The following is a 24,257-nucleotide window of genomic DNA, read 5'->3' on the forward strand; positions in this document are numbered from 1 at the left end:
TCACGCGGCCGATTCCGGCCGGTCAGAAATCATAGGTCAACGACACGCGCGCGGTGCGCGGCGCACCCGGGAACAGGTACGCATCGCCCTGCTGTTCGCCCGCGTCGCGCCAGTAGAACTTGTTGAACAGGTTGTCCACCGACACGCGCAGCACCGTGCGATGACCGCCGATCTTCGTCGTATAGCGCGCGCCGAGGTTGAACACGAACCACGACGGCACGCGCGCGGTGCCTTCCTCGTTCGCGTTGCGGGCCGCGCTGTACTCGACGCCGCCGAGCACGTTCAGGCCCGCGACGCCCGGCACCGCGTAATCCGCATACAACGACGCGCGCAGCGCGGGCACGTTGATGATCTGGTGCCCTTCGTACGCCGGCGAACCCGAATCGTAAGCGCGGGCGCGAATCGCCGCGACGCTGGCCGTCAGCCCGAGCCGCTCGGTGACGCGCCCGGCCGCGCCGAGCTCGATCCCCTGGTGCCGCTGCGTGCCGCGCTGCACGAACGTGTAGGTCGTGCCCGACGCATCCGGATCGGCGAACTGGAACGGCTTGCTGATCGAGAACACGGCGGCCGTGAGGCTCAGCCGGTCGAGCCAGTCGTATTTCGCGCCGAGCTCGATCTGGTGCGACTCGACGGGCGGCAGGAACGCATACGCGTTGGTCGCGCGCACGGGCGCCTGGTCGCCCAGCGACAGCGCCTTGCTGTACGACGCATACAGCGACAGCACGTTCACCAGCTTGTAGACGAGCGCGACCTGCGGCAGGAACACCGAGCGGTCGGTGCGCGTATCGGCGCCGTTGAGGCTGCTCCAGCTGCGCTGGCGCAGCAGCACTTCCTTGCCGCCCGCGAGCACCTGCCAGTGTTCGCCGATGCTGATGCGGTCGAGCCCGAACACGCCGTACTGCCACGCGTCGAGGCGCGGATACGACGGCCCGGGCGAATTCGGCGACGGCGCGAAGGCCACATCGGGCCCGTAGATGTTCTCGCTGCCCACGTAGTCGTACACGGCGTCGGCCATGTGCACGACGCGGCGCTGCACGCTCACGCCGAGCGTCAGCTCGTGCCGCAGCGGCCCGGTCGCGAACTTGCCCGTCGTGACCGCGCGCAGGTCGTCGTTGCGCCGGTATTCGCCGGGGCTGCGGAAGTCGTAGACGTCGTAGTCGCCGTTCGCGCCGAAGAAGAACGGCGACGTCGCGCCGGTGGTGCAGCTCGCCGCGTACGAGCAGCCGTACGCGAACGCGCTGTTGTCGTCGATCATCGTGCGGCTGCGGCCCGCGGCGATATAGGCCTTCCAGTCGTCGTTGAACTGGTAGTCGAAACGCGCGTTCAGGTTCAGCGCGTCGGTCGTCACCGGCTTCGCCCACGGCTGCGTGCCGAGCGCCTTCGACGTCGTGTTGACGGACGGCACGACGGTGCCGCCGAGCAACTGGTAGCCGGGCGCGGAACGCTGGATCCACTGCTGGAATTCGGCGTTGAGCTGCAGGCTCGCGCGCGGGCTGATGTCCCAGTCGGCGGCGATCGAGCCGAACGTGCGCCGCCCGTTCGTGCCGTCGATGTAAGAGTGCATGTTCTCCTTCGCGGCATTGATCCGGAAGCCGAACTGGTTGTCGGGGCCGAAACGGCGGCCGAGATCGACGGCCGCCGACGTCGAGCCGCGGCTGTCGACGCTGGTCGTCACGCTCGCGACGTTCGCGGAGCGCTTCGTCACGAAGTTGATCACGCCGCCCGGCGCGACGACGCCGCTGTCGATGCCGGCGAGCCCCTTCAGGATCTCGACGCGCTCCTTGTTCTCGAGCGGCACGTTCTGCTCGCCGGACACCGTCAGCCCGTCGATCCGGATCGCGCTCGCGAGATCGACCGGAAAACCGCGGATCGCAAAGCCTTCGTAATAACCGACCGGCGCATAGTCGTTGACGACCGACGCGTCGTTGCGCACGACGTCGCTCAGCCGCTTCGCCTGCTGGTCGTCGAGCAGCGCGCGCGTCATGACGCTCACCGACGCCGGCGTATCGCGCAGCGGCGTGTCGTCGAGCCCCGCGACCGACGCGTTGCGCACGCGAAACGCATTGCCGCGTTCGCCACTCACCGTGATCGTCGGCAGCGTCGCGCTGCCGGCCGCATCGGTATCCGGTGCCGGTGTGTCGCCCTGGGCCGCGGCCGCCTGCGCCGCGATAAGCGTGATGCCGAGACCGACACCGAGCCCGACCTTCGCGCGCCGCCGCCGTGCGGGCGACGCTGTTGTTCTATTCACCGTCATTGTTCTGGATGGAAAACTCGCCACTCGACCCTGTCGAAACACGTTACGAAGCTGCGAAGCGCGCGCCCGCGCACGAACCCGCTCCCGATCGCCGGACGCATGCGTCGGCACGATATTCATCAGACGAATCGGACGATACGGCACGCATGCGGGCCGATCGGACGGGAAGACGCAGGATGGGACATCGGATTCAGGTGACGCACCGGGAACCGACGCAGCCGTCGACGGGTTCGTCGGGTGCCTGTCGGGCGGCCGGCTGCATCGCGCGGTCTTGTCATGCGGGGGGCGCTTCGAACGCCACGGTGCGAACGGCGGGCACTGGCGCGCGCCGTTCACTGGAACGGCGGCCTGCCCGTCGCGCGCGACATCGCGGCGTGGCGCGCATTTTACCCCGGGCGGGGCCGAAGGCCGTGGAATTGGGCGGAACGGGGGGAAGGACAGCAGGAAAGGCGAAACGCGAGTCGTGCAACACGGCAACGGCGGCGCTGTAGCCGCGATGCTCGTCGCGTGCGGCAATTTCGAAGATCAGCGCGATCACGCGCCGGTCATGCGGCTGGAAACCGGAGCGGGAACGATCTCCCGCTCGCGGTTCACGGGCCGCTCAGAACCCCTGCATCGTCACCGTCGGATCGACGACCAGATGCACGACGCCGTAAATGATCGCGCCGACGAGCAGCGCGAGCAGGATCGCCACGAACGGCAACAGCGTGAAGTTGACGTTCGCGAGATCGGCCGCGTGCGCCTTGCTGTTGCGCACGCCGAAGAAACTCCACAGGACCAGCTTGATCATGCCGAGCAGTTTCATGATGTTGCTCCTTTCGTCTATCGGTTGACGCTATCGTCGATCCGACCGGCATCCGAAAAAAGAAGCAGTTGCACGCGATTTTCGCGCAGCACGCCATCTGCGGCGGCATGTCGCAGGCGCGTCAGCGGTCGAGCACGAGCGGCTCCGCGGCCCCTTGCGCGGGCCGCGCGACGCACAGCAGCGCGCAGCCGGGTTCGACCGCCGCATCGGGCATTTGCTCGTAGTCGACCGCACCGGACAGCACGCGCGTCGCACATGTGCCGCACGAACCGGAGCGGCATTCGGACGACACGGCGACGCGCTGCCCTTCCGCGAATTCGAGCAGCGTGCCGTCGACGGGCGTCCATGCGGCTTCCCGCCCCGTGCGCCGGAACACGACCGGCACGCTCGGCACCGCCGGCATGCCCGCCGCGCGGGTCGCGGTGCGGGCCACGCTCGACGGCCCGAACGCCTCGAAACGGATGCGCTCGTCCGGCACGTTCAGCGCGCGCAGCCCGTCGTACAGGTCGCGCATGAACGCCGACGGCCCGCACAGGTAGAAGTCGTAGTCGTCGAACGGCAGGATCCGCTTCAGTTGCGCGATGTCGATGCGGCCCGCCTGCGCTGCTGCGTCGCCGCTCGGGCGGCTGTCGAACCAGTGGAGCGACAGCCGCGCATCGGCGGCCGCGACACGCGCCAGATCCGCCGCGAACGGCCGGTCGGCCGCTTCACGCGCACCGTGCACGAACACCACGCGGCGCGACGGCGCGGCGTCGGCCAGCGCGCCGCGCAGCATCGCGACCATCGGCGTGATGCCGATGCCGGCCGACACGAGCACGGCCGGGCGCGGGCTCGCGGCATCGAACGTGAAGCGGCCGCGCGGCATCTGCGCGTCGAGCGTCATGCCCGCCTGCGCGTGATCGTGCAGCCAGGCCGATACGTACCCGTCGCGCTTCACGGTGATCCGGTAATGTGCGCCGCCCGGCGCATCGGACAGCGTGAAGCTGCGAATCGACGGCGCGTCGCTGCCCGGCAGCGTGATACGCAGCGTCAGATGCTGCCCGGCTTCGTAGGCGGGCAACGTGCCGCCGTCCGCCGGTTCGAAATGAAACGAGCGGATCGCGCGCGCTTCGTCGACGATCCTCGCGATGCGCAGCGGCCGCCACGCGCTTGCCGATACGGACGGCGCGGGCGCGGGTGTGACCGTCGTCGCCGCGCCCGCCGCCATCGCCGCGAACTGCGGCGCGCGTTCGACCGCCGACCATCGGAACGGCAGCACCGCGCGCATGCGCCGCACTTCCCGCACATGGAACCGCACGACGCGCTGCGCGCCGTCGAACGACGCGACGAGCGGCCCGTCCCACACGATCTCGGCGCGCGCGGCGACGTACACCAGGTCGCCGCTGTCGAAATCGACGAACAGCAGCCCGGCGCGCGGATCGTGCTGCAGGTTGCCGAGCGTGTTGAAGAAGCGGTTGCCGCTGAAATCCGGCGTCGTCAGCGTGCGCGCATCGTCGACGCGCACGAAGCCCGGCATCCCGCCGCGATGCGACACGTCCGCGCCGCGCGCGGCGCCCGCGTCCGCCGACGTGTTCGCGCTCGCGACGAAGAACGTATCGGCCTGCGCGAGCAGCGCGCGATCCGCATCGTTGAGTTGATCCGACACGTCGGGCGCGCCGTGCGCATCGCCATCACGCGCGACGAACGTCGGCTTGCGGCCCTGGATGTACTTCGCGCAGTTGCCGAAGCTCTGCTCGACCGCGATCGTCAGCGCATCGTCGTCGACGGCACGCACGACGCCGTTGACGCGATTGCGCCGCCGCGTATCGAACTCGATCCCGAGCCCGCCGAGCGGCGCGCCCGGCCGCCACGCGCCGGCCAGCGGATCGCCCGGCAGCGCGGGCGCGGCGATGCGCAGCGTGCGCGCGTCCGGCGACGTCAAGAAGCCCGGCGCGCCGGCCCGCAACGTCGCCCACGGCTGCCCCTGCGCATCGACGCCGCCGAGCACGAAGAACGGCAGTTGCGCGAAAAACGTCCGGTGCTGGTCCGGCATGAAGCGCCGGATCCCGCGCCGGCCGGCCGAACCCGCGGCCTCCGTGACGCCCGCGCGCTGCTGCACGGCGAGTTCGCCCGCGTGAAACGGCGCGGCATCGAGTTCCCAGCCTGGTACGACGGCGGTCGGGGCGTTCATCGCGTTCTCCCGGAGAAGGCGTGGCGTTGAGTGAGGTTACGCGGCGAGCAGGCCCACGCGCGTCGTCGGCATGGCGACGAAGCCCGGCAGTGCCTCGACGCGCGCGAGCCATGCACGCACGTGCGGATACGGTTCGAGCGACACGCCGCCTTCCGGCGCATGCGCGATGTACGAGTACGCGGCGATATCCGCGATCGTCGGCTGCGCGCCGGCCGCGAACGGCTTGCCGGCCAGCTCGCGATCGATCACGTCGAGCAGCTTCGCGGCCGTGCGCTTGGCCGCATCCTGGTCGAGCGGCGCGCCGAACACGGTCACGAGCCGCGCCGCGGCAGGCCCCGTCGCGATCGGGCCGGCCGCATACGACAGCCAGCGCTGCACGACCGCCGCGCCGGCCGGATCGTCGGGCAGCCAGTGCGCGTCGCCGTAGCGCTTCGCGAGATAAACGAGGATCGCGTTCGAATCGGCGATCACGGTACCGCCATCGTCGATCACGGGCACTTGCCCGAGCGGATTGAGCGCGAGGAACGACGGATCGCGCTGCGCGCCGGCCGCGAGATCGACCTCGACGGTTTCGGCCGGCAAACCGAGCAGCGACACGAACAACCGGACGCGGTGCGCGTGCCCGGACAGCAGGAACGAATAGACGCGGATCGGCGAGGCGGGCTTGGCGGACGCAGACTGGCTGGCGGCGGACATGAAAACACTCCGGAATCTCGCGCCGCCGGGAATCGGCGACGAACGGCTCCAGCGTAACGCTCGCCGTTCGCGGCCAGAAGACGGATAATCGCTGAAACATTATCCGCTCTCATAGGACAATCGACGATGGCCGATCTGCGCGACGTGAACCTGAACCGGCTGGCGATCTTCGTCGCGGTGGTCGAGGCCGGCTCGCTGACGGCCGCGGCCGAGCGGCTCGGCCTCGCGAAGACGGTCGTCAGCACGCACATGCAGCGCCTCGAATCCGAGGTCGGCGCAAACCTGCTGGTGCGCACGACGCGGCGGTTGAGCGTGACCGATGCGGGGCGCGCGTTCTACGACGCGTGCCGCGACATCATGCGCGCCACCGAAAGCGCGCTCGACGCGGTGTCGTCCGATACGGGGCCGCTACGCGGCACGCTGCGCGTGAGCGTGCCGATCGACTACGGCGCGCTGGTCGTCGCGCCGGCCGTCGTCGCGCTGCGCGACGCGCATCCGGGGCTCGACGTCGAGCTCGTCGCGAACGACCGCGTCGTCGATCTCGTCGCGGACAACCTCGACGTCGCGATCCGCATCGGCCGCCTCGCCGATTCGAACTATCGCGCGGTGCAGCTCGGCACGTACGAGAAATGGCTGGTTGCAAGCCCCGCGTTCGTTGCGCGCCACGGGCTGCCGCGCGACACGGATGCGCTCGCCGCGCTGCCGTTCGTGATGCTGTCGACGCTGCCGCGCCCGCACACGCTCGAACTCGACAACGCGCGCGGCGGCAACGCGTCGGTGCGCTGCGTCGCGCCGGTCGTGTCGAATACCGCGACGGCGTGCCGCGCGATCGTGCTCGCGGGCGGCGGCTTCGGGTTGCTGACGGATTTCTCGACCGCCGACGACGTCGCGGCCGGCCGGCTCGTGCGGCTGCTGCCCGCATGGCGCGCGGCGCCGGCCGGGATTCATGCGGTGTATCCGTCGACGCGGCTGCCGTCGCCGAAGGTGCGGGCGTTCATCGATGCGATGAAGGAGAGAATTGGGGAAACGCGGCCGACGCCGGCGCGCGCGACGCGATCGAAACGCACAGCCGGTTGACTGGGCGCAACGGCACGATTCGGCCGCCCTGGCGGTATCGCCAAACGGCTCGCCCGGTGAGCGCATCCGTGAGTCGCGCCGCGTTGATCCGGCGCGGACAATGCGGCGACAGGTCAACGCCCCGTCACATGATCTTCACGTAGCACTCTTTTTTCTCGACCTGTTCGAGCTTGAATCCTTTTTGGGTCATGCACGACGAGAACTCATCCGGGAACGGATTCAGATTGAAGATCCGTTGGTCGATTTTCGCGGGAATACCGTGATCCAGTTCGACTTGCGCCTCTTCGCAAGTCGCCTTCGCGAGCCCGGTCCTGACGGGCTCCCCGCTGATGCGGTTGCGAATTTTTTCATACTCGCCGTTGTTGCAAGCCGAAACGGCGTCCTTCAGGTGTTGTGTGTAAAGCGCATCGACGCAGGCATCGCCTTCCCGGTCCGCGTTCTTGAACAGCGCCGCGACGCTCTGAGACTTCCACTCGGATTCGTAACGCGAGGTTTGTTCAAGCGGCCAGCAGCCGCACCCCGTCAGATTCAGCACGGCAGCAGCCATGCCCGCGTGGAAAAACCACCGATTTCGTACTTGCATAAGCTCCCTGTAGGCATGCCCCGCGATGGATGATCGCACGCGACCCGCGCCTGTTCGCGCCCGTCTACCCCGCTTCCCGCAACGTCCCCAGCAGCACCTTCCTGCAACTCGCCACCATCTGCGCTTCCGGGTCGCGATAGTCGGTGAGCAGCCACGCCGCGCCGACGTTCGTCATCGCGCCGACGAGCGCGAGCCCGATCAGCCGCTGCTCGGTGCGCTCCGCGGGCGTCGTCGCTTCGCCGGGCGCGCCGATTGCCATGATCAGCTTGCCGAAATCGATCAGCATGCGCTGGTAGGTCATGTCGGTGTCCGGGCTCACGCCCATCACCTCGAGCAGCAGCACGCGCGCCGCGCACGGGTCGCGCAGGAACGCGAAGAACGCGGCAAGCCCCGCGTCGACGCTCTCGCGCAGATCGCCGCCGCGCGCGGCGACCGCCTGCGCGACCGCGTCATGCAGTTGTTGCGCGTGATGCAGGTAGGTGCAGCGCAGCAAATCCTCGGTGCTGGCGAACGCCGCATAAAAATAGCGATCGTTCAGCTTCGCTTCCTGACAGATCGACCGCACGGTCGCCTTGCGGAACCCGACCGTGCCGAACACGCGCGTCGCCGCGCGGATCAACGCATCGCGCCGCTCGGCGGCACGCACCTCGGGCGCCACGCCGCCATACGAGCGGCCCCGTTTTTCCGTTTCGAGTGCTTTCTCCATTCCGCTATTTGACATCAGGACACCCGAAAACTAAAGTGGTGACGATCAACACCACAATAGACGCGCCGCCGGCGCAGCGCAAGCGGAACGGGAGGAACGACGGATGAAGGGGTTTTCCGGGAAAGTCGCCGCGATCACGGGCGCCGGTTCGGGCATGGGCCGCAGCCTCGCGGTCGAGCTCGCGCGGCGCGGCTGCGCGGTTGCGCTCGCCGACGTCAACGATGTCGGGCTCGCCGGCACGGCGGCCGCCTGTGCGCAGCACGGCGTGCGCGTGAGCACGCGGCGGCTCGACGTCGCCGACCGCGACGCGGTGTTCGCGTGGGCCGACTTCGTCCGCGCCGAACACGGCAAGGTCAACCTGGTCTTCAACAACGCGGGCGTGTCGCTGGCCGCCAGCGCCGAGACCGCGCGCATCGCCGATCTCGAATGGATCGTCGGCATCAACTTCTGGGGCGTCGTGCACGGCACGCAGGCGTTCCTGCCGCATCTGCGCGCGTCGGGCGACGGGCACGTCGTCAACACGTCGAGCCTGTTCGGGCTCGTCGCGATGCCGACGCAAAGCGCGTACAACGCAACCAAGTTCGCGGTGCGCGGCTTCACCGAGGCGCTGCGGATGGAGCTCGAACTCGACGGCGCGCCGGTGAGCGCGACCTGCGTGCATCCGGGCGGCGTCGCGACGAACATCGTCGACGCGAGCCGCGTCGATACCAGCATCCACGCGCTCACGGGCCAGGACGAAGCGACCCATCGCCGGCAGGCGAACCGCCTGATCAACGCGACGACGGCCGACGATGCCGCGCGGCAGATTCTCGCGGGCGTCGAGCGTAATGCGCGCCGCGTGCTCGTCGGCGCCGACGCGCGCCGTCTCGACCGGATCGCACGCGTGCTCGGCGCCGGTTACCAGCGGCTGATGCTGCGCTACGTGCGCCGCGCCCGCGCACGCAACCTCGAACGCACCCACGCCCCGGCCGCACTCCCGACCACGCCGACCAAGGATCCCGCATGACCTCGACGACGACCGACCGGCGCGACGCGCCGCCCGCCCCCGGCGCCCGCCGCGACGACGGCGACAACCGCGACCTCGACGTGCTGATCGTCGGTGCCGGCCTGTCCGGCATCGGCGCCGCGTATCACCTGAAGCAGCGCTGCCCGCATGCGAGCGTCGCGATCGTCGAGGCGCGCGAGGCGAGCGGCGGCACCTGGGACCTGTTCCGCTATCCGGGTGTCCGTTCGGATTCCGACATGTTCACGCTCGGCTACAGCTTCCGCCCGTGGCACAGCGACAAGGCAATCTCGGACGGCCAGACGATCCTCGACTACATCCGCGACACCGCACGCACCTACGGCATCGACAAGACGATCCGCTACGGCCAGAAGGTCGTCGCGGCCGACTGGGACTCGAACCGCGCGCGCTGGACGGTACGCATCGAGCGCACGCGCGACGGCGCGGCCGACACACTCGTCTATACCTGCCGTTTCCTGTTCATGTGCAGCGGCTACTACGACTACGACGCCGGCTACCGGCCCGACTGGCCCGGTATGGACACGTTCGAGGGCAAGCTCGTGCATCCGCAGCACTGGCCGAAGGATCTGTCGTACGCGAACCGGCGCGTCGTCGTGATCGGCAGCGGCGCGACGGCCGTCACGCTCGTGCCGTCGATGGCGGCCGACGCGCAGCACGTGACGATGCTGCAGCGCTCGCCGACCTACATCGTGTCGCTGCCCGCACGCGACAAGGTCGCGAACGCGCTGCGCCGCGTGCTGCCGTCGCGGCTCGCGCACCGGCTCGTGCGCGTGAAGAACGTGCTGCTGACGATGTACCTGTACAACGTGTCGCGCCGCAAACCCGATCAAACGAAGAAGTTCATCATCCGCGCGGCCGGCAAGCAGCTCGGCCCCGGCTTCGACGTCGCGAAGCACCTGACGCCGCGCTACATGCCGTGGGACCAGCGCGTGTGCCTCGTGCCGAACGGCGACCTGTTCAAGTCGATCCGCGCGGGCCGAGCATCGATCGTCACCGACGAGATCGAGCGCTTCACACCGACCGGCCTCAAGCTGAAGAGCGGCCAGCAGCTCGACGCGGACGTGATCGTCACCGCGACCGGGCTGAAGGTGAAGATGCTCGGCGGCGCGCGCGTCACGGTCGACGGCCGCGCGGTCGACCTGCCGGACACCGTGTCGTACAAGGGGATGATGTACAGCGACGTGCCGAACCTCGCGTCGTCGTTCGGCTACACGAACGCGTCGTGGACACTGAAGGCCGAACTGATCGCGCGCTACGTGTGCCGGCTGCTCAACCACATGCGTGCGAACGGCTACGACACGTGCGTGCCGCGGCTCGGGGCCGGCGATCTCGGCGACGTGCCGGCCGTCAACCTGAGCTCGGGCTACATCCAGCGCGCGGCCGGCATCCTGCCGAAGCAGGGCCACCGCAAGCCGTGGAAATTCCATCAGAATTACGTGCTCGATCTCGCATCGCTGAAGTTCAGCGCGCTCGCCGATTCGGCGATGCATTTCGAACGCCGCGCGAAAGCCGGCCCGGCCGCCACCGCACCGGTTGCCGAACCCGCACTCGAAACCCGGTGAGACCAACATGACCCATACGCTCCATCTGATCCAGAACGTGCTGCTCGGTGTCGTCGCGGTGCTCGCCGCGCTCGCGCTGTTTTCCGCTTATGTGGCCCGTCGCGTGACGCGCGCATTTCCGCCCGAAGGCCGCTTCGTCGACATCGGCGGCGACCGCATCCACTACGTCGAATACGGCAACGGCCCGCCGATCGTGTTCGTGCACGGGCTCGCGGGGCAGCTGCGCAACTTCGCGTACCTGCCGCTCACGCGGCTCGCGCAGCAGCATCGCGTGATCCTCATCGACCGGCCCGGCGCCGGCCGCTCGATCCGCGGCGCGGGTTCGCAGGCGAACGTGTTCGCGCAGGCCCGCACGGTCGCCGCGTTCATCGACGCGCTGCGGCTCGACAAGCCCGTGCTCGTCGGCCATTCGCTCGGCGGCGCGATCGCGCTCGCGGTCGGCCTCAACCACACGGACCGCGTGAGCCGGCTCGCGCTGATCGCGCCGCTGTCGCACCAGCAGCCCGAGCCGCCGGCGCCGTTCCGGCCGCTGATGCTGCCGTCGCCGCTCGTGCGCCGTTTCGTGTCGTGGACCTTCGCGATCCCGCTGACGATCCTGACCGGTCGCAAGGCCGTGCGCCAGGTGTTCGCGCCGGAAGACGTGCCGCGCGACTTCCCGGTCAAGGGCGGCGGGCTGCTCGGCATGCGGCCGCACGTGTTCTATGCGACGGCGACCGACCTGCTGTCGGCGCCCGTCGACCTGCCCGCGATGGAGCGCCGATACGCGGACCTCGCGCTGCCGGTCGACGTGCTGTACGGCCGCGCCGATCCGATCCTGAACTGGCGCGAGCACGGCGACGCGCTGGCGAAGAAATCGGCGCGCGTGCGGCTGAAGGTCGTCGAAGGCGGTCACATGCTGCCGATCACGATTCCCGATGCGACGGCCGACTGGCTGCTCGAAGTCGCCGCCGCGCCGACCGATGCCGCCGCGCAAGCGGCGCGTGTCGAGCACTGAGCACCCAGCACTAAGCCGGAACGAAACGAGGCCTGATCCCGTGCCGGACCGCCGGCGCTGCGGCGGAATCAGGCTTCGTCGTCGGGCACCGACAGCCCGAGATCCGCGATCACCTCGCGCGCGCTGCGGAATGCCTCGACCGCGGCCGGCGCGCCCGCGTACAGCGCGCTGTGCAGCAGCACCTCGCGGATCTCGACAAGGCTCGCGCCGTTGTTGAGCGCACCGCGAATATGACCTTTCAGTTCCGTGCTGCGGCCGAGCGCCGCCAGCATCGCGCACGTGCACAGGCTGCGTGTCTTCAGGTCGATCCCGCCCCGCTGCCACGTGCTGCCCCACGCGTGTTCGTTCAGCCAGTTCTGCAGCGGCCGCGAAAAACCGTCGAGGTCGCGCATCGCGCGCTCGACGAACGCCTCGCCCATCACGTCGATCCGCCGCGCCTTGCCGTATTCCCTGTCCTGTTCGCTCATGTCGGTGTCCTGTGTGAGGTCGTGACCGTTTCGGCGGCGCCGGCGGCCGGGAGATGTCGCGCCATGTTCACGGGGCCAGCACGTTTCGTCAAAGACGCGGCCCTCGATTCGCGGCCGATCGCGTGACGCGATGTCGAACGCTACGTAACATTGCGCCGCGCGTTACGGCGGCTCATGGGAACATCGCCATGCACGCACTGACGCACCTTACGCGCCGGCCGCGCGAAACCGTCATTCATGCGTTTAAATCGCGTTGATATTCCCGATTTTCGCAACAAAGCGCGACACCGTTTCGCGGAACCTGTCGTGGCGCGGAATTTGCAGTGCAGGCTTGGACACACTTCCAATGTCGAGGCCAACATGCACAACATTTTCAAGAAGACGACGGTAACGATGGCCGTCACGTCGCTGCTCGCGCTATATGGTTGCGGTTCGGTCGACGGACCGACGACCCCGCCGACGATCAAGCCGAGCACGTCGGGGACGGGCGGCAGCTCGGGGACTTCCGGCACGTCCGGCGGCGGTTCGTCGGGGACGTCGGGGGGCGGTAGTTCGGGTACTTCCGGCACCTCGGGTACGTCTGGCACCTCGGGCACTTCCGGTACGTCGGGTACTTCCGGTACGTCGGGCACCTCGGGTACCTCCGGCACGTCGGGTACTTCCGGCACCTCAGGTACGTCTGGCACCTCGGGCACTTCCGGCACCTCGGGTACCTCCGGTACGTCGGGTACCTCCGGTACGTCGGGTACCTCCGGCACGTCGGGCACCTCCGGCACGTCGGGCACTTCCGGTACCTCGGGCACTTCCGGCACCTCGGGTACCTCCGGCACGTCGGGCACTTCCGGTACCTCGGGCACTTCCGGCACCTCGGGCACTTCCGGTACGTCGGGTACTTCCGGCACCTCGGGCACTTCCGGTACGTCAGGTACCTCCGGCACGTCGGGTACTTCCGGCACCTCGGGTACCTCCGGCACGTCGGGCACTTCCGGTACGTCGGGTACTTCCGGTACCTCGGGTACTTCCGGCACCTCGGGTACTTCCGGTACGTCAGGCACTTCCGGTACGTCGGGTACTTCCGGTACGTCGGGTACCTCTGGCACCTCGGGTACCTCCGGCACGTCGGGCACTTCCGGTACCTCGGGTACTTCCGGCACCTCGGGTACTTCCGGCACCTCGGGTACTTCCGGCACCTCGGGCACTTCCGGCACCTCCGGTACGTCTGGCACCTCGGGTACCTCCGGTACGTCGGGTACTTCCGGCACCTCGGGCACCTCCGGCACCGGCGTCACCCCGCTCGGCAATGTCCTCCAGAAATCCGGCAACCTCGTGACGGCACTCGGCACGACGGTCGCGAACGGCGGCGCGCAGATCGGCGGCGTGCAGATTCCCGGCACGAACCCGACGACGGCCACCAGCATCGGCAACGCGGTCACGAGCCTCGGCAACGGCGTGCAGTCGCTCGGCAACGGCGTCGCGGCCGGCCTCGGCTCGATCGGCGTGTCGGCGAACCCGCTCGGACCGACGCTGACGTCGACCACCGGCCTGCTGACCGGCGCCGGCGGCACGGTCAACAACCTCGGCAACGCGGTGAAGAGCCTCGGCTCGGGCCCGCTGTCGCCGCTGTCGCCCGTGACGACGCTCGTCGGCGATCTCGTCAACACCGTCGGCGGCGCGGTCAACTCGACCGCATCCGGCCTCAACACGGCGCTGAACAGCTCGCCGGTCCAGCAGCTCGAGACGCAGGTCGGCAAGGTGATCAACCCGATCACGAACACGCTGACCGGCGGCGTCACGACACCGGGCGCCACGCAGACGCTCGGCGGCGTAACGCTGCTCGGCACACCGCTCAACGGCCTGCTGAGCACGCTCGGCAACGGCCTCGCCACCGCCGGCACGAAGGTCGGCGGCGCGACCGACAACCCGCTCGGCGCGGGTCTCGGCGGCGTCGTGGCCCAGCTCGGCAACACGGTGACGTCCACCGGCGGCCTCGTCCACGACAACAACGCAGGCAGCTCCAGCAGCGGCACGGGCGGCAGCAACCCGCTCGCCCCGATCACGGGCCTGCTCGGCACGCTGACGGGCGGGCTCGGCGGCGGCAGTTCGAGCGGTTCGGGCGGCACCAGCGGCACGAGCGGCGGCCCGCTCGGACCGGTCACGGGCCTGCTCGGCTCGCTGACCGGCGCACTCGGCGGCCTCGGTTCGAGCGGCACCAGCGGGACCGGCGGCACGAGCGGCACCGGCGGCGGCCCGCTGGCACCAGTCACCGGCCTGCTCGGTACCGTGACGGGCGCACTCGGCGGCCTCGGCTCGGGCGGCACCAGCGGAACCGGCGGTACGAGCGGCACCGGTGGGTCGGGTGTCGGCGGCCTGCTGGCGCCGGTCACCAACCTCGTCAACTCGCTGACGCCGCTCGGCGCAAGCCTCACCGGCACGGTCACGACGCCGGGCGGCAACGTGACGGGCACCCTCGGCGGCCTGCTGTCGAGCGGCCCGGTCGGCACGCTGACGGGCGCGCTGACGACGCCGGCCGGCGGCGCCGGTGCCGGCGCGACGGTCACCCCGAGCGGCGCGGCCGGCACCGCGACGACACCGGCCGGCAGCGGCACCGTGGCGGCCGGCCTGACCGGCAGCTCGAACGGCGGTGCCGCGGGTGGTGCAGCCAACCTGCTGTCGCCGGTGACGAACCTCCTCGGCGGTCTGCTGGGCGGCGGCACCAAGAAGTAACGTCTTACCTACCAGAACCACAGGCCAATGGCCGGGCACGCATCAATACAAAGCCCGGCCGACGGCCGGCGTCACCCGCCAAGCGGGGGCGCCGGCCCTCATCCCGACGAGGATCCGATCATGAATTCCACGCTCGACGGCATCGCCGCGGTCCAGGACCGCCCGCCCCGTTCCGCCACACCGTTCCGTGCCGGCCTGCTCGGCATCACGGCCGGGCTCCTCGCGCTGTGGTTCACGCGCGACCAGCCGGCCCTCGACGCCGCGACGCGCGCGATCATCGCGAGCCTCGCGATCATCGGCACGATCGCGCTGCACGAAATCCTCATCTCGCGCGTCTACCTGCGCCCGAGCGCGGGGCTGTCGCGCCAGGCCGTGCGGCCGCTTAGCCTCGCGCGCGTCACGACACGGCTCGGCGCGCTCACGTCGATCTACGCGGGCATCGGGATGCTGTACTGGCTGCTGCCCGAATATCACGGCGATTTCTACCTGCCGTTCTGGTCGCTGCTGCGCGCGCTCGCGCCGTACGTGATCGTCGCCGCGCCGTTCTATTTCATGTGGATGGACCGCCATCAGCGCGAAACCGACGACGCGTACCTGCTGTGGGGCCGCTTCCTGTTCCGCCGCGAGAAGCCCGCGAGCTGGCAGCCGGTGCGCGAGATGCTCGCCGGCTGGGGCGTGAAGACGTTCTTCCTGCCGCTGATGACCGTCTACCTGTCGAAGGACGCCGATCATCTGACCGCGTCGCTCGCGCACGCGATGAGCGCGCCGATGTCGATCGCGACCTTCACGTTCATGTACGACCTGTCGTTCACGATGGACCTGATGTTCGGCACCGTCGGCTATCTGTGCACGTTCCGCATCCTCGACAGCCACGTGCGCACGGTCGAACCGACGGCACTCGGCTGGGGCGCCGCGCTGATCTGCTACCAACCGTTCTGGTCGCTGATCTCGGGCCACTACATCCGCTACGAAGGCTCGCTGTTCTGGGACAACTGGCTGCTGTCCGCGCCGACGCTGCGCGTGATCTGGGGCGCGCTGATCATCCTGCTGCTGCTGACGTACGCGCTGTCGACGATCTCGTTCGGGCTGCGCTTCTCGAACCTCACCCATCGCGGGATCATCACGTCGGGCCCGTACCGCTTCACGAAGCATCCGGCGTACATCACGAAGAACCTGTCGTACTGGATGGTGTCGGTGCCGTTCGTCGAGCCGCTCGGCTGGCAGATCGGGCTCATGCACTGCGCCGCGCTCGTCGCGGTCAACCTGATCTATTACCTGCGCGCGAAGACGGAAGAACGCCACCTGATGCGCGACCCCGACTATCGCGCGTATGCCGAATGGATCGCGGAGCACGGGCTGTTCGCGCGGATCAGGCAGGCGTTCGGGGTGCAGCAGCCGGCCTGACGCATCGACTGGAGGCCGGGGCGGCGCACAAGCGTCGACGTTTCGCCGGCCCCGGCGCACAATGGCGCTCCCCGACGGACAGTGTGCGATTCCAACGATGAACGGCAAAACGATACGACCGGCAACCACCGGCGACGCGGCGATCGTCGCGCGCATCCTCTCCGATGCAGTCGCGTTCAAGATCGCCCACGACGACATGGCATGGGGACACCGCGCGCGAACCGAGCACGACGTGCTGCCGATGCTCGACGACGGCAAGGTTCACGTCGTCGAACAGGACGGCGTGGCCGCCGCGATCTTCATGCTGACGTGGCAGGACGAAGCGTACTGGGGGCCGCAGGACCCGGTCGCCGGCTACGTGCACCGGCTCTCGGTGCGTGACGGCTTCCACGGCCACGGGCTTGGCCGCCACGCGATCGACTGGTGCGCCGATCAGGTACGCGCGCGCCGGCGCCCGTTTCTGCGGCTCGATTGCGATCCGCGCAACGCGAAGCTGTGTGCGTACTACGAGGCGCTGGGGTTCGCGCGCGTGTCGCTGCGGCCGATGGCGAGCGGATATATCGCGTCGCTTTACGAGCGCGCGGTGGCAAGCTGACGGTCACGCTCGCGCAACACGTGCTGGCGTACGTGGCAGCCATGCACTCGCCCGCCCTCCGAACGCTCCGTGTTCGCGCGCATCGAGCATCGCAGTAACGCAGCTCCGTTGCGGCCAATTGTCGCGAAACAACGCTTTTCTCCGCTTTTCGTCGCTTTTCCCCGCCAGTCCGATTGCCCAGCCCGATCGCCTGGCGTATGGTTCCGGCCGTCCGCGTGCGTCTCGCCGCCGGACACCCGACCGTCGTCCCGCACGACGGCCGCGCGGGCCATGCCCGCCGCTCACCGTCTCCGCGATGCCGCCCGCCGGCGCCGCGCATTCATGAGGAAAGAGGCGTGATCCACAAAGTCCTGATCCTGTTCGCACTCTGCATCGCGGGCCTCGCCGCGATCGCCGCCGGTTTCCAGCACATCCCCAGCTGATTCGCGGCCCCGGCTCGCTTCGCCGAGCCCGGGGGCCGCACCCGTTCCTCTCCCCTTGTTGCGATGAACCCCTTTCTCGAACCGCCCGGGACGGGCGACCTTTGCCATGCGCATCGACGTACAGCATTCCCAGCACGACATCGACGATGAACTCGACACGCTCTACGCGCGCCTCCACCAGCCGGGCCATCGCCTGCACGGCCTGCCGGCCGTCGCGCTCGGCCGCTCGGGCCTGATCGTCCGCCACCGCGAGGCGGACGGCGAATACTTCCTGTACATCGAGGATCCGGCCGCGCGCCAACTCGCCGGCTACACGGTGTTCAACCGCCTTCCCGAAATCCCGCGCCGCGCGGACCGCTACCTGCGCGCGCCGCATACGCGGCTGCGCGGCTCGTCGCAACGCAAGGGCCTCGCGACGACGCTGTATCGCTGGGGGCTCGACGCGGGCCTGTGCCTGATCAGCGGCGCGCGCCAGTCGGTCGGCGCCGCGCAGCTATGGACCACGCTCGCGCACGATTACCGGCACGGCTTCGTCGATATCGAGGGCCGCGCGCTGCGCTATCTCGGCGAAACCGTCGCCGACGACGTGCACGGCGCGCTGCATACGCGGCGGCTGTTGCTCGGCAACGGATGGCAAATCGGCGCATTCGCACACGCGGCCGGGATGGCCGACGCCGATCGAACGCCGATGCGATAATCCGTCCGGTCCGCGTGACGCGGCTGCGCACCACGCCAACCGAAACGCTCATCGATGACCACCGAATTCCGAACCGACGCCGATCGCCGCATCGACATCGTCGCCCTGTGCGGCAGCCTCCGGTCGCAGTCGTACAACGCCGCGCTGCTCGATGCAGCCGCGCACGTCGCGCCGCGCGGCATGCGCATCACGCGCTTCGATCGCCTCGGCGAATTCCCGCTGTTCAATCCCGATGCGGAATTTCCGTCGCCCGCCGCCGTGCGCGACCTGATCGATCGCCTGAACGCGGCGGACGGCGTGCTGATCGCGAGCCCGGAATACGCGCACGGCGTAACCGGCGTGATGAAGAACGCGCTGGACTGGGTCGTGGGGTGCGAGGCCGTCGTCCACAAGCCGGTCGCGGTGCTGAATGCATCGCCGCGCGCGACGCATGCGGACGCGGCGCTGCGGGAAACGTTATCCGTGATGTCGGCGCGCATCATCGAGCCCGCGTCGATCACGCTGCCGATCCTCGGGAGTCAGCTCGACGCCGCGGGCATCGCCGCGCATCCGCCGTTCGCGTCGGCGCTGGCCGAAGCATTGCAGGCGCTCGGCACGGCGATAACCGAAGGCGAGCCGCCGCACTGACGTTGCGCATCCGGCAACGCATCGCAGTCCCAATGAATCGGACATTGCGCCTGTCGACAGGCGCAATGTCCAGCCCGGATCATCGTCCGCGATAGATCGGATTGTCGCGGGTAATCGAACCCGATTCGCTGGCGGTCGGCGACATCGTCCCGTATCCGCTCGTATCGGCGGCCGACGTACCGGTCGAGCCGATCTTCGTCAGCGCTTCCGCCAGTCGCGCCGGATAGTGCGGATCTTCACCCGTCTGACGGTAGCCGGCCGCGTGCAGTGCGGCCAGCTCGGCCGTGACCTCCGCGCGCGTCACGGTGGACTGCGGCGCGGCCCATGCGGAAACGGAAGCGGTCGCGGCAACCGTCGCAAGAACATACAGTGCAAGCTTGTTCATCTGATCTCTCCTGAGCATCGACGACGTTGTCGATGGAGAGTGAGTCGACCCGCGAACGCAAAGATGACACGCGTCGACGAAATTTTTTCGACGTCGTGTCCGACGCGAACGGCATACGCCTACGAATGCCGACCGACTGTCAGATTTCGCCGGCCCGCGCGACTACAGTGTGGTGGCCATGCGCCACCCTCTGTTCTCGTTCAAAGGGTCCGATATGAAAAGCAGAATATGGATACTGATCGCGTCGCATCTCGCGACGGGTCTCGTCGCATTCGCAGCGGGCATCTACGTGCTCCCGATCCTGACGGCATCGGAAGGCGCAAGCGCCGTCGAACTGCAAGTGGCCGCCGAAAATACGCGACATACCGGCCGCTTCGAACGCGACCTGCCGGGAAGCGATCCGCTGCACTGGGCCAACGGCAAGCTGACGATCACCGATTCGTCGATCGCCTTCGAAGGCGACATCGCGCCGGGGCCCGACTACAAGATCTATCTCGTTCCGGAATTCGTCGACACGCGAGCATCGTTCCTCGCGATCAAGGCGCGTGCCGCGCGCGTGGGCGACCTGAAGACCTTCGGCAATTTCGTCGTGCCGCTTCCCGACGACGTGAATCCCGCGCAATACACGACGGTCGTGATCTGGTGCGAACGCTTTTCGAAATTCATCAGCGCGGCCCGGTATCAAAGCGCAACGACGTCGGGCCTGGTGGCGATGTAATTGCCCCGGCTGCAATGGTGCGAGGTCGTGCTACCGGCTCTTGCTCCGCGTGCCCTTCTTCACCGCCTTCGCGCGCGGTGCTTCCTTCTCGGGTTGCGCGCCGCCGCCGGCGAGATCCTCGAGCCACGCGAGCGCATCGACGTACGACAGGAATTGCTGCAGATAGGCCGGCGACAACTCGCGCATCGTCGCCAGCGAGCGGTGCACGAGGCTGTTCGAATTGAGCGGCCCCGCGTTGCGCGGCACCTGATCGAGCGACTGGCGATACTGCTGTTCCGTGCGGACTTTCGACCACATCGTGCGGAAGTAGTCGACCAGCTCGGGATCGAGCCCGCGCCGGTCGGCCTGCGCATCGCGCGCGAGCCGATCGACGAGCCCGGCAAGCGCGCCGCGCGGCGGCGCATCTGCCGCGGCTTCCGCCGCCTTGCTCACTTCCGTTGCTTCATCGGCCCGCGCGACGACCGCCGCAAAACCTTCGATCAGCGTCGCCAGCCGCGCATCGAGCAACCCGCGCGCGTCGCCATCGAGTGCGGCCGCGCGCCGTTCGAGTGCGTCGATCCGGTGAAAGCGCACGGGATCGAGCCGATCCGCGCCCTGCTCGCGCCAAGCGTCGAGCGTCGCGCGGGCGTGCGTCGCGTCGCCCGTCACTGCGCCTTCCCTCCGTTCGATGCGCTCTTGCGCGGCACCGGCGCGATCTCCACGCGGCGGTTCTTCGCGCGGCCTTCATCGTCCGCATTCGAACTGACCGGCTGTTCGGAGCCGAACGCGGCCGCGAACACCGACGGCGCCGGCACGCCGGCATCGATCAGCGCACGCGTGACGGTCAGCGCGCGCTTGGCCGACAGTTCCCAGTTGTCCGCGAACTGGCGGTTGCCGGCATGCACCTGCTGGTCGTCGGCAAAACCGCTGATCATCAGGATCTCGTCGCGCGTCTTCAGGTAGGCGGCCAGCGGTCCGGCCAGCGTCTTCAGCAAGTCGCGGCCCGACGGCTGCAACTGGTCGGAGTTCAGCGCGAACAGCACGTTGCCGCTGATGCCGATACGGCCGTTGACGAGCGTCACGCGGCCGGCCGCGAGCGGCCCGGCGAGCGCCTGTTCGAGCGACTTGCGCTGCTGCGCTTCCTGCTGGCGCGCGCGCACGGCTTCCTCGAGCTTCGACGTGAGCTGAAGCTGCATGCCGATCACGCCGACGAGGATCAGCACGAACGCGCCGAGCAGCACCGACATCAGGTCGGCGAACGCGGGCCACACCGGCGCGGATGGCGCGCCGCCGTCGATTTCGTCGTGCATGCGTTACGCTCCGACGGGCGCCCGCCGGCCGGCGAGCTGCTGCAGATCCTCGACGATCTGCTTCTGCGACATCATGCTCAGGTCGATCACCTCGCGCGCTTGCGCGACGTAGTACTCGAGCTGCTCGTCGCTGCGCGCGAGCGATTTCTCGAGCGCGGCCTCGATGCGCTGCAGATGATTCAGCAGCTTGTCGTTCGATTCGCCGAACACCTGCACGGCCATCCCGAATGCATCGCCGAGGCTCGCGACCTCGACGGCGCCCGCGGTGACCTGCGCGGCCACCGAGTCGAGCTTGCGCGTTTCGGCATCGACGGTGTCGTTGAAGCGCGCGCCGACACGGTCGAGCAGGTCGGCCGACGTGCTGACGAGCGCATCGATCGCGGTGCGCTGTTCGGTCGATGCGTGATTGACCGCGCCAAGCAGCGTTTCGAGCGTCGCGAGCAGGCGGCTGCGTTCCTCGAGCGTCGCGGTATCGCGCACCATGCTGTCGGACAGGCGCTGGCGCAACTCGGCAACGACGTCGGCCGCGGCCTTCGGCGCCTCCGACGCGGCCTGCACGAGGCGCGCGATCTCGTTGATCGTGTCGCTTGCATGCACCTGCGCCTGCGCGGTGATGTCGTTCGCGGTGCGGGCGAGCGTGTCGCAGATGTCTTGCTGGCGCGTCGCGGCCTGCGCACTCGTCTGCGCCCATTCGTCGCGCAGCGCGGCCGCCATCGCGGCGAGCGAATCGTTCCATGCGGACAGGCGCTGTTCGTCGCGTGCGGCGAGTTGCGTCTGCAGGCCCGTGTGCGAATCGCGGATCGTCGTCAGCAGGTCGTTCGACCGTTGTTCGAAGGTCGTTGCCTGCGAGGTGAGATCGCGCGTCGTTTGTGCGAGCGCGTCGCAGATTTCCTGCTGACGGCCGGCGCTGTGCACGCCTGCGCGTTGCCATTCGTCGCCGAGCTTCGTCGCCATCGCGGCCAGCGAGTCGTTCCATGCCGACAGGCGTTCTTCGTCGCGTGCGGCGAGTTGCGTTTGCAAGCCCGTATGCGAATCGCGGATCGTCGACAGCAAATCGTTCGACCGTTGTTCGAAGGTCGTTGCCTGTGCAGTGAGATCGCGCGTCGTTTGCGCGAGTGCGTCGCAGATTTCCTGCTGACGGCCGGCGCTATGCACGCCTGCACGCTGCCATTCGTCGCCGAGCTTCGTGGCCATCGCGGCCAGCGAGTCGTTCCACGCCGACAGGCGTTCTTCGTCACGAGCGGCGAGTTGCGTCTGCAAGCCCGTGTGCGAATCGCGGATCGTCGACAGCAGATCGTTCGAGCGTTGTTCGAACGTTGAAGCCTGCGTGGTGAGATCGCGCGTCGTTTGTGCGAGTGCGTCGCAGATTTCCTGCTGACGGCCGGCGCTGTGCGCGCCCGCGCGTTGCCATTCGTCGCCAAGCTTCGTCGCCATCGCGGCCAGCGAGTCGTTCCACGCCGACAGGCGTTCTTCGTCGCGCGCGGCGAGTTGCGTCTGCAGGCCCGTGTGCGAATCGCGGATCGTCGACAGCAAGTCGTTCGAGCGTTGTTCGAAGGTCGTTGCCTGCGTCGTGAGTTCGCGCGTCGTTTGCGCGAGTGCGTCGCAGATTTCCTGCTGGCGGCCGGCGCTGTGCACACCCGCACGCTGCCATTCGTCGCCGAGCTTCGTGGCCATCGCGGCCAGCGAATCGTTCCACGTCGTGAGACGCTGTTCGTCGCGCGCAGCCAGTTCGATCTGCAGCCCCGCGTGCGACTCGCGCATCGCGGCAAGCGCCGCGCCCGAATGCCGCTCGAACGTCGCGGCGGCTTCGCCCAACGCGCGCGCATGCTGGCCGGCCAGCGTCTCGCCGACCTGCTCCTGGCGCGACAGCGCATCGCGCCATGCGTCCGACAGGCGGCCTTCGGTCGATTCGAGGCGGGTCGCGACGCCGTCGAGCAGGTCCGTCGAACGCTGCGCGAACGTCTCGGTGAACTGGCCGAGCGTCGTCTGCAGTTGCTGCGCAACGGCGTCACCGGCGCGGCGCTGTTCGTCGAGCGCGCGGTTCCACACGGCCGTCACGTTGCCGGTGGTCTTCTCGAAACCGTCCGTCAGCCCGTCGAGCTGACGCTGCACGGCGCCCGTCACGGTGTCGCGCAGCGCGGCCATCTCCTGCGCGAGCCCCGTCATCGTCGCCGCGACGACCGGTTGCAGCGCGGCACCGGCCACGCGCGCGCTTTCGGCGGCGCTTTCCTTCAGCGCGTCGCCAACGTTCGACGCAAGGCCCGCGTACGCACGCTCGGTCCGGTCGAAAAACGCCTGCTGGCTGTCGAGCTGGCGATCGTGCAGCGCGACGCTACGCGCCTCGAGTGTCGTCATCATCGTCTGCAGCCGGTCGACCAGCGCCGGCATCACGTCGGCCTGGCGCTGCAGCAGCCGGAACGATTCGTCGCGCTGGTGCGCGGACGAATGCACGCGCAACGTCGTCGCGATCTTCGCGTCGAGCTGCTGCGCCGCGTCGATCCGCTCGCGGCGGACGAGCGCGGACAGCAGCCCGAGCATCGCGGACGTCGCGACACCCGCGATCGACGTGCCGAACGCGAACCCGAGGCCCTTCACCGGCGCGATCAGCGATGCGCGGATCGCGTCGAGATCGGTCGCGCTTTCGAGCGCGGCGCCCGTGCCCTTCAGCGTCACGACCATCCCGAGCAGCGTGCCGAGCATGCCGAGCAGCACGAGCAGGCCGACGAGGTAAGGCGTGAGCGCCGGGCCCGGCAGCGCGACGCGCGCGCCTTCGACGCGCGCGCGCACGGCGCTGCGCAGGCCCGGGTGCAGCGTGTCGAGCCACGTGTCGAGCTTCGCGGGCGACTCGGTCAGGCCGGCAACCGCGCGCGACAGCGTGGCGGTCGCCTGCCGGTAGCGCAACAGTTCCCACGCGCCGGCGACGTAGCACGCGCCGATCAGCAGCGTGACGGCCGACGCCAGCGGGTTCGACGCGACATAGCCGACACCGATCCAGCACACTGCAAGCAAACCGGCGACGAAGACAACGAGATCAATGCGAATTCTGGACATAGCGTGT

The 24,257-nt window shown here is 68.9% G+C and carries 22 protein-coding genes; 11 read left to right on the top strand and 11 right to left on the bottom strand.

The genetic code is table 11. From position 1 onward, the window contains the following. Nucleotides 1-22 precede the first annotated feature (22 nt). The 4 genes from ACN22W_RS26635 to ACN22W_RS26650 all read right to left on the bottom strand — a co-directional run bounded on the left by ACN22W_RS26635 (nt 23) and on the right by ACN22W_RS26650 (nt 5,925). The gene (locus tag ACN22W_RS26635) at nt 23-2,254 is read right to left on the bottom strand and encodes a TonB-dependent siderophore receptor (protein ID WP_419687728.1); all 2,232 of its coding nucleotides are present in this window, start codon (nt 2,252-2,254) and stop codon (nt 23-25) included. 601 nt (nt 2,255-2,855) lie between these two features. Next, a complete protein-coding gene (locus tag ACN22W_RS26640; protein ID WP_048245300.1) occupies nt 2,856-3,059 on the bottom strand; it encodes a DUF2970 domain-containing protein in 204 nt (67 codons plus the stop codon). Nucleotides 3,060-3,180: 121 nt separating this feature from the next. Next, nucleotides 3,181-5,229, bottom strand: coding sequence for a pyridoxamine 5'-phosphate oxidase family protein (locus tag ACN22W_RS26645; RefSeq protein WP_419687729.1), 2,049 nt, complete (start codon nt 5,227-5,229; stop codon nt 3,181-3,183). A 36-nt stretch (nt 5,230-5,265) separates the two neighbouring features. Beyond that, the gene (locus ACN22W_RS26650; RefSeq protein WP_419687731.1) at nt 5,266-5,925 is read right to left on the bottom strand and encodes a glutathione S-transferase family protein; all 660 of its coding nucleotides are present in this window, start codon (nt 5,923-5,925) and stop codon (nt 5,266-5,268) included. Between the two features lie 126 nt (nt 5,926-6,051). Here ACN22W_RS26650 and ACN22W_RS26655 point away from each other — a divergent pair, with 126 nt between their 5' ends. Next, entirely contained in the window at nt 6,052-7,002 is a 951-nt protein-coding gene (locus ACN22W_RS26655; protein ID WP_419687732.1) for a LysR family transcriptional regulator, read from the top strand. A 124-nt stretch (nt 7,003-7,126) separates the two neighbouring features. Here the strand turns inward: ACN22W_RS26655 and ACN22W_RS26660 are convergent, their stop codons facing one another. Continuing rightward, nucleotides 7,127-7,549 (bottom strand): hypothetical protein, encoded by a 423-nt coding sequence (locus tag ACN22W_RS26660; RefSeq protein ID WP_419687733.1) that lies wholly within the window; start codon nt 7,547-7,549, stop codon nt 7,127-7,129. A gap of 100 nt (nt 7,550-7,649) precedes the next feature. Beyond that, nucleotides 7,650-8,306 carry a TetR/AcrR family transcriptional regulator gene (locus tag ACN22W_RS26665; RefSeq protein ID WP_412025111.1) on the bottom strand — a complete coding sequence of 219 codons (657 nt, stop codon included), beginning with the start codon at nt 8,304-8,306 and terminating at the stop codon, nt 7,650-7,652. Nucleotides 8,307-8,394: 88 nt separating this feature from the next. Between ACN22W_RS26665 and ACN22W_RS26670 the strand changes: the two genes are divergently transcribed. The 3 genes from ACN22W_RS26670 to ACN22W_RS26680 are packed head-to-tail and all read left to right on the top strand — an operon-like array spanning nt 8,395 to nt 11,871. Beyond that, a complete protein-coding gene (locus tag ACN22W_RS26670; RefSeq protein ID WP_412025112.1) occupies nt 8,395-9,297 on the top strand; it encodes an SDR family NAD(P)-dependent oxidoreductase in 903 nt (300 codons plus the stop codon). Further along, the gene (locus ACN22W_RS26675) at nt 9,294-10,877 is read left to right on the top strand and encodes a flavin-containing monooxygenase (RefSeq protein WP_419687734.1); all 1,584 of its coding nucleotides are present in this window, start codon (nt 9,294-9,296) and stop codon (nt 10,875-10,877) included. Before ACN22W_RS26670 ends, ACN22W_RS26675 begins: the two co-directional genes overlap by 4 nt. A 7-nt stretch (nt 10,878-10,884) precedes the next feature. After that, nucleotides 10,885-11,871 carry an alpha/beta fold hydrolase gene (locus tag ACN22W_RS26680; RefSeq protein ID WP_412025114.1) on the top strand — a complete coding sequence of 329 codons (987 nt, stop codon included), beginning with the start codon at nt 10,885-10,887 and terminating at the stop codon, nt 11,869-11,871. Between the two features lie 68 nt (nt 11,872-11,939). Here the strand turns inward: ACN22W_RS26680 and ACN22W_RS26685 are convergent, their stop codons facing one another. Then, on the bottom strand, nt 11,940-12,338 hold the full coding sequence (locus tag ACN22W_RS26685; protein ID WP_343490577.1) for a carboxymuconolactone decarboxylase family protein: 399 nt from the start codon (nt 12,336-12,338) through the stop codon (nt 11,940-11,942). Between the two features lie 360 nt (nt 12,339-12,698). Here ACN22W_RS26685 and ACN22W_RS26690 point away from each other — a divergent pair, with 360 nt between their 5' ends. From ACN22W_RS26690 to ACN22W_RS26715, 6 genes are all read left to right on the top strand, one after another. Further along, entirely contained in the window at nt 12,699-15,062 is a 2,364-nt protein-coding gene (locus ACN22W_RS26690) for a collagen-like triple helix repeat-containing protein (protein WP_419687735.1), read from the top strand. Nucleotides 15,063-15,182: 120 nt separating this feature from the next. Further along, on the top strand, nt 15,183-16,466 hold the full coding sequence (locus ACN22W_RS26695; protein WP_419687737.1) for an isoprenylcysteine carboxylmethyltransferase family protein: 1,284 nt from the start codon (nt 15,183-15,185) through the stop codon (nt 16,464-16,466). A 97-nt stretch (nt 16,467-16,563) separates the two neighbouring features. Next, on the top strand, nt 16,564-17,061 hold the full coding sequence (locus tag ACN22W_RS26700) for a GNAT family N-acetyltransferase (protein ID WP_419687739.1): 498 nt from the start codon (nt 16,564-16,566) through the stop codon (nt 17,059-17,061). A 197-nt stretch (nt 17,062-17,258) separates the two neighbouring features. Then, nucleotides 17,259-17,483 (top strand): hypothetical protein, encoded by a 225-nt coding sequence (locus ACN22W_RS26705; RefSeq protein WP_419687740.1) that lies wholly within the window; start codon nt 17,259-17,261, stop codon nt 17,481-17,483. 106 nt (nt 17,484-17,589) lie between these two features. Beyond that, nucleotides 17,590-18,180, top strand: coding sequence for a histone acetyltransferase (locus ACN22W_RS26710; RefSeq protein WP_419687742.1), 591 nt, complete (start codon nt 17,590-17,592; stop codon nt 18,178-18,180). 54 nt (nt 18,181-18,234) lie between these two features. Further along, nucleotides 18,235-18,807, top strand: coding sequence for an NADPH-dependent FMN reductase (locus ACN22W_RS26715; protein WP_419687743.1), 573 nt, complete (start codon nt 18,235-18,237; stop codon nt 18,805-18,807). Nucleotides 18,808-18,886: 79 nt separating this feature from the next. Here the strand turns inward: ACN22W_RS26715 and ACN22W_RS26720 are convergent, their stop codons facing one another. Then, nucleotides 18,887-19,192, bottom strand: a complete 306-nt coding sequence (locus ACN22W_RS26720) for a DUF4148 domain-containing protein (RefSeq protein WP_343490583.1) — start codon at nt 19,190-19,192, stop codon at nt 18,887-18,889. A gap of 214 nt (nt 19,193-19,406) precedes the next feature. Between ACN22W_RS26720 and ACN22W_RS26725 the strand changes: the two genes are divergently transcribed. Next, nucleotides 19,407-19,910 carry a DM13 domain-containing protein gene (locus ACN22W_RS26725; protein WP_419687745.1) on the top strand — a complete coding sequence of 168 codons (504 nt, stop codon included), beginning with the start codon at nt 19,407-19,409 and terminating at the stop codon, nt 19,908-19,910. Nucleotides 19,911-19,940: 30 nt separating this feature from the next. On the opposite strand, the gene ACN22W_RS26730 is transcribed toward ACN22W_RS26725, so the two are convergent. The 3 genes from ACN22W_RS26730 to ACN22W_RS26740 are packed head-to-tail and all read right to left on the bottom strand — an operon-like array spanning nt 19,941 to nt 24,250. After that, nucleotides 19,941-20,558, bottom strand: coding sequence for a DUF2894 domain-containing protein (locus ACN22W_RS26730; protein ID WP_419687747.1), 618 nt, complete (start codon nt 20,556-20,558; stop codon nt 19,941-19,943). Next, nucleotides 20,555-21,199, bottom strand: coding sequence for an OmpA family protein (locus tag ACN22W_RS26735; protein ID WP_419687748.1), 645 nt, complete (start codon nt 21,197-21,199; stop codon nt 20,555-20,557). Before ACN22W_RS26735 ends, ACN22W_RS26730 begins: the two co-directional genes overlap by 4 nt. 3 nt (nt 21,200-21,202) lie before the next feature. Further along, complete coding sequence (locus ACN22W_RS26740) at nt 21,203-24,250, bottom strand: DUF802 domain-containing protein (RefSeq protein ID WP_419687749.1); 3,048 nt, start codon at nt 24,248-24,250, stop codon at nt 21,203-21,205. Nucleotides 24,251-24,257: the final 7 nt, after the last annotated feature.

This window comes from Burkholderia theae (assembly GCF_048565265.1).
Classification (GTDB): domain Bacteria; phylum Pseudomonadota; class Gammaproteobacteria; order Burkholderiales; family Burkholderiaceae; genus Burkholderia; species Burkholderia theae.

Excerpts from the sequence above, each read along its gene's own strand:
- ACN22W_RS26645 (WP_419687729.1), bottom strand. The coding sequence starts at position 5,229 with ATGAACGCCCCGACCGCCGTCGTACCAGGCTGGGAACTCGATGCCGCG.
- ACN22W_RS26690 (WP_419687735.1), top strand. The coding sequence starts at position 12,699 with ATGCACAACATTTTCAAGAAGACGACGGTAACGATGGCCGTCACGTCG.
- ACN22W_RS26715 (WP_419687743.1), top strand. The coding sequence starts at position 18,235 with ATGACCACCGAATTCCGAACCGACGCCGATCGCCGCATCGACATCGTC.
- ACN22W_RS26685 (WP_343490577.1), bottom strand. The coding sequence starts at position 12,338 with ATGAGCGAACAGGACAGGGAATACGGCAAGGCGCGGCGGATCGACGTG.
- ACN22W_RS26660 (WP_419687733.1), bottom strand. The coding sequence starts at position 7,549 with ATGGCTGCTGCCGTGCTGAATCTGACGGGGTGCGGCTGCTGGCCGCTT.
- ACN22W_RS26705 (WP_419687740.1), top strand. The coding sequence starts at position 17,259 with ATGGTTCCGGCCGTCCGCGTGCGTCTCGCCGCCGGACACCCGACCGTC.
- ACN22W_RS26680 (WP_412025114.1), top strand. The coding sequence starts at position 10,885 with ATGACCCATACGCTCCATCTGATCCAGAACGTGCTGCTCGGTGTCGTC.
- ACN22W_RS26635 (WP_419687728.1), bottom strand. The coding sequence starts at position 2,254 with ATGACGGTGAATAGAACAACAGCGTCGCCCGCACGGCGGCGGCGCGCG.
- ACN22W_RS26720 (WP_343490583.1), bottom strand. The coding sequence starts at position 19,192 with ATGAACAAGCTTGCACTGTATGTTCTTGCGACGGTTGCCGCGACCGCT.
- ACN22W_RS26700 (WP_419687739.1), top strand. The coding sequence starts at position 16,564 with ATGAACGGCAAAACGATACGACCGGCAACCACCGGCGACGCGGCGATC.
- ACN22W_RS26670 (WP_412025112.1), top strand. The coding sequence starts at position 8,395 with ATGAAGGGGTTTTCCGGGAAAGTCGCCGCGATCACGGGCGCCGGTTCG.
- ACN22W_RS26725 (WP_419687745.1), top strand. The coding sequence starts at position 19,407 with ATGAAAAGCAGAATATGGATACTGATCGCGTCGCATCTCGCGACGGGT.
- ACN22W_RS26640 (WP_048245300.1), bottom strand. The coding sequence starts at position 3,059 with ATGAAACTGCTCGGCATGATCAAGCTGGTCCTGTGGAGTTTCTTCGGC.
- ACN22W_RS26650 (WP_419687731.1), bottom strand. The coding sequence starts at position 5,925 with ATGTCCGCCGCCAGCCAGTCTGCGTCCGCCAAGCCCGCCTCGCCGATC.
- ACN22W_RS26740 (WP_419687749.1), bottom strand. The coding sequence starts at position 24,250 with ATGTCCAGAATTCGCATTGATCTCGTTGTCTTCGTCGCCGGTTTGCTT.
- ACN22W_RS26695 (WP_419687737.1), top strand. The coding sequence starts at position 15,183 with ATGAATTCCACGCTCGACGGCATCGCCGCGGTCCAGGACCGCCCGCCC.
- ACN22W_RS26710 (WP_419687742.1), top strand. The coding sequence starts at position 17,590 with ATGCGCATCGACGTACAGCATTCCCAGCACGACATCGACGATGAACTC.
- ACN22W_RS26655 (WP_419687732.1), top strand. The coding sequence starts at position 6,052 with ATGGCCGATCTGCGCGACGTGAACCTGAACCGGCTGGCGATCTTCGTC.
- ACN22W_RS26735 (WP_419687748.1), bottom strand. The coding sequence starts at position 21,199 with ATGCACGACGAAATCGACGGCGGCGCGCCATCCGCGCCGGTGTGGCCC.
- ACN22W_RS26675 (WP_419687734.1), top strand. The coding sequence starts at position 9,294 with ATGACCTCGACGACGACCGACCGGCGCGACGCGCCGCCCGCCCCCGGC.
- ACN22W_RS26665 (WP_412025111.1), bottom strand. The coding sequence starts at position 8,306 with ATGTCAAATAGCGGAATGGAGAAAGCACTCGAAACGGAAAAACGGGGC.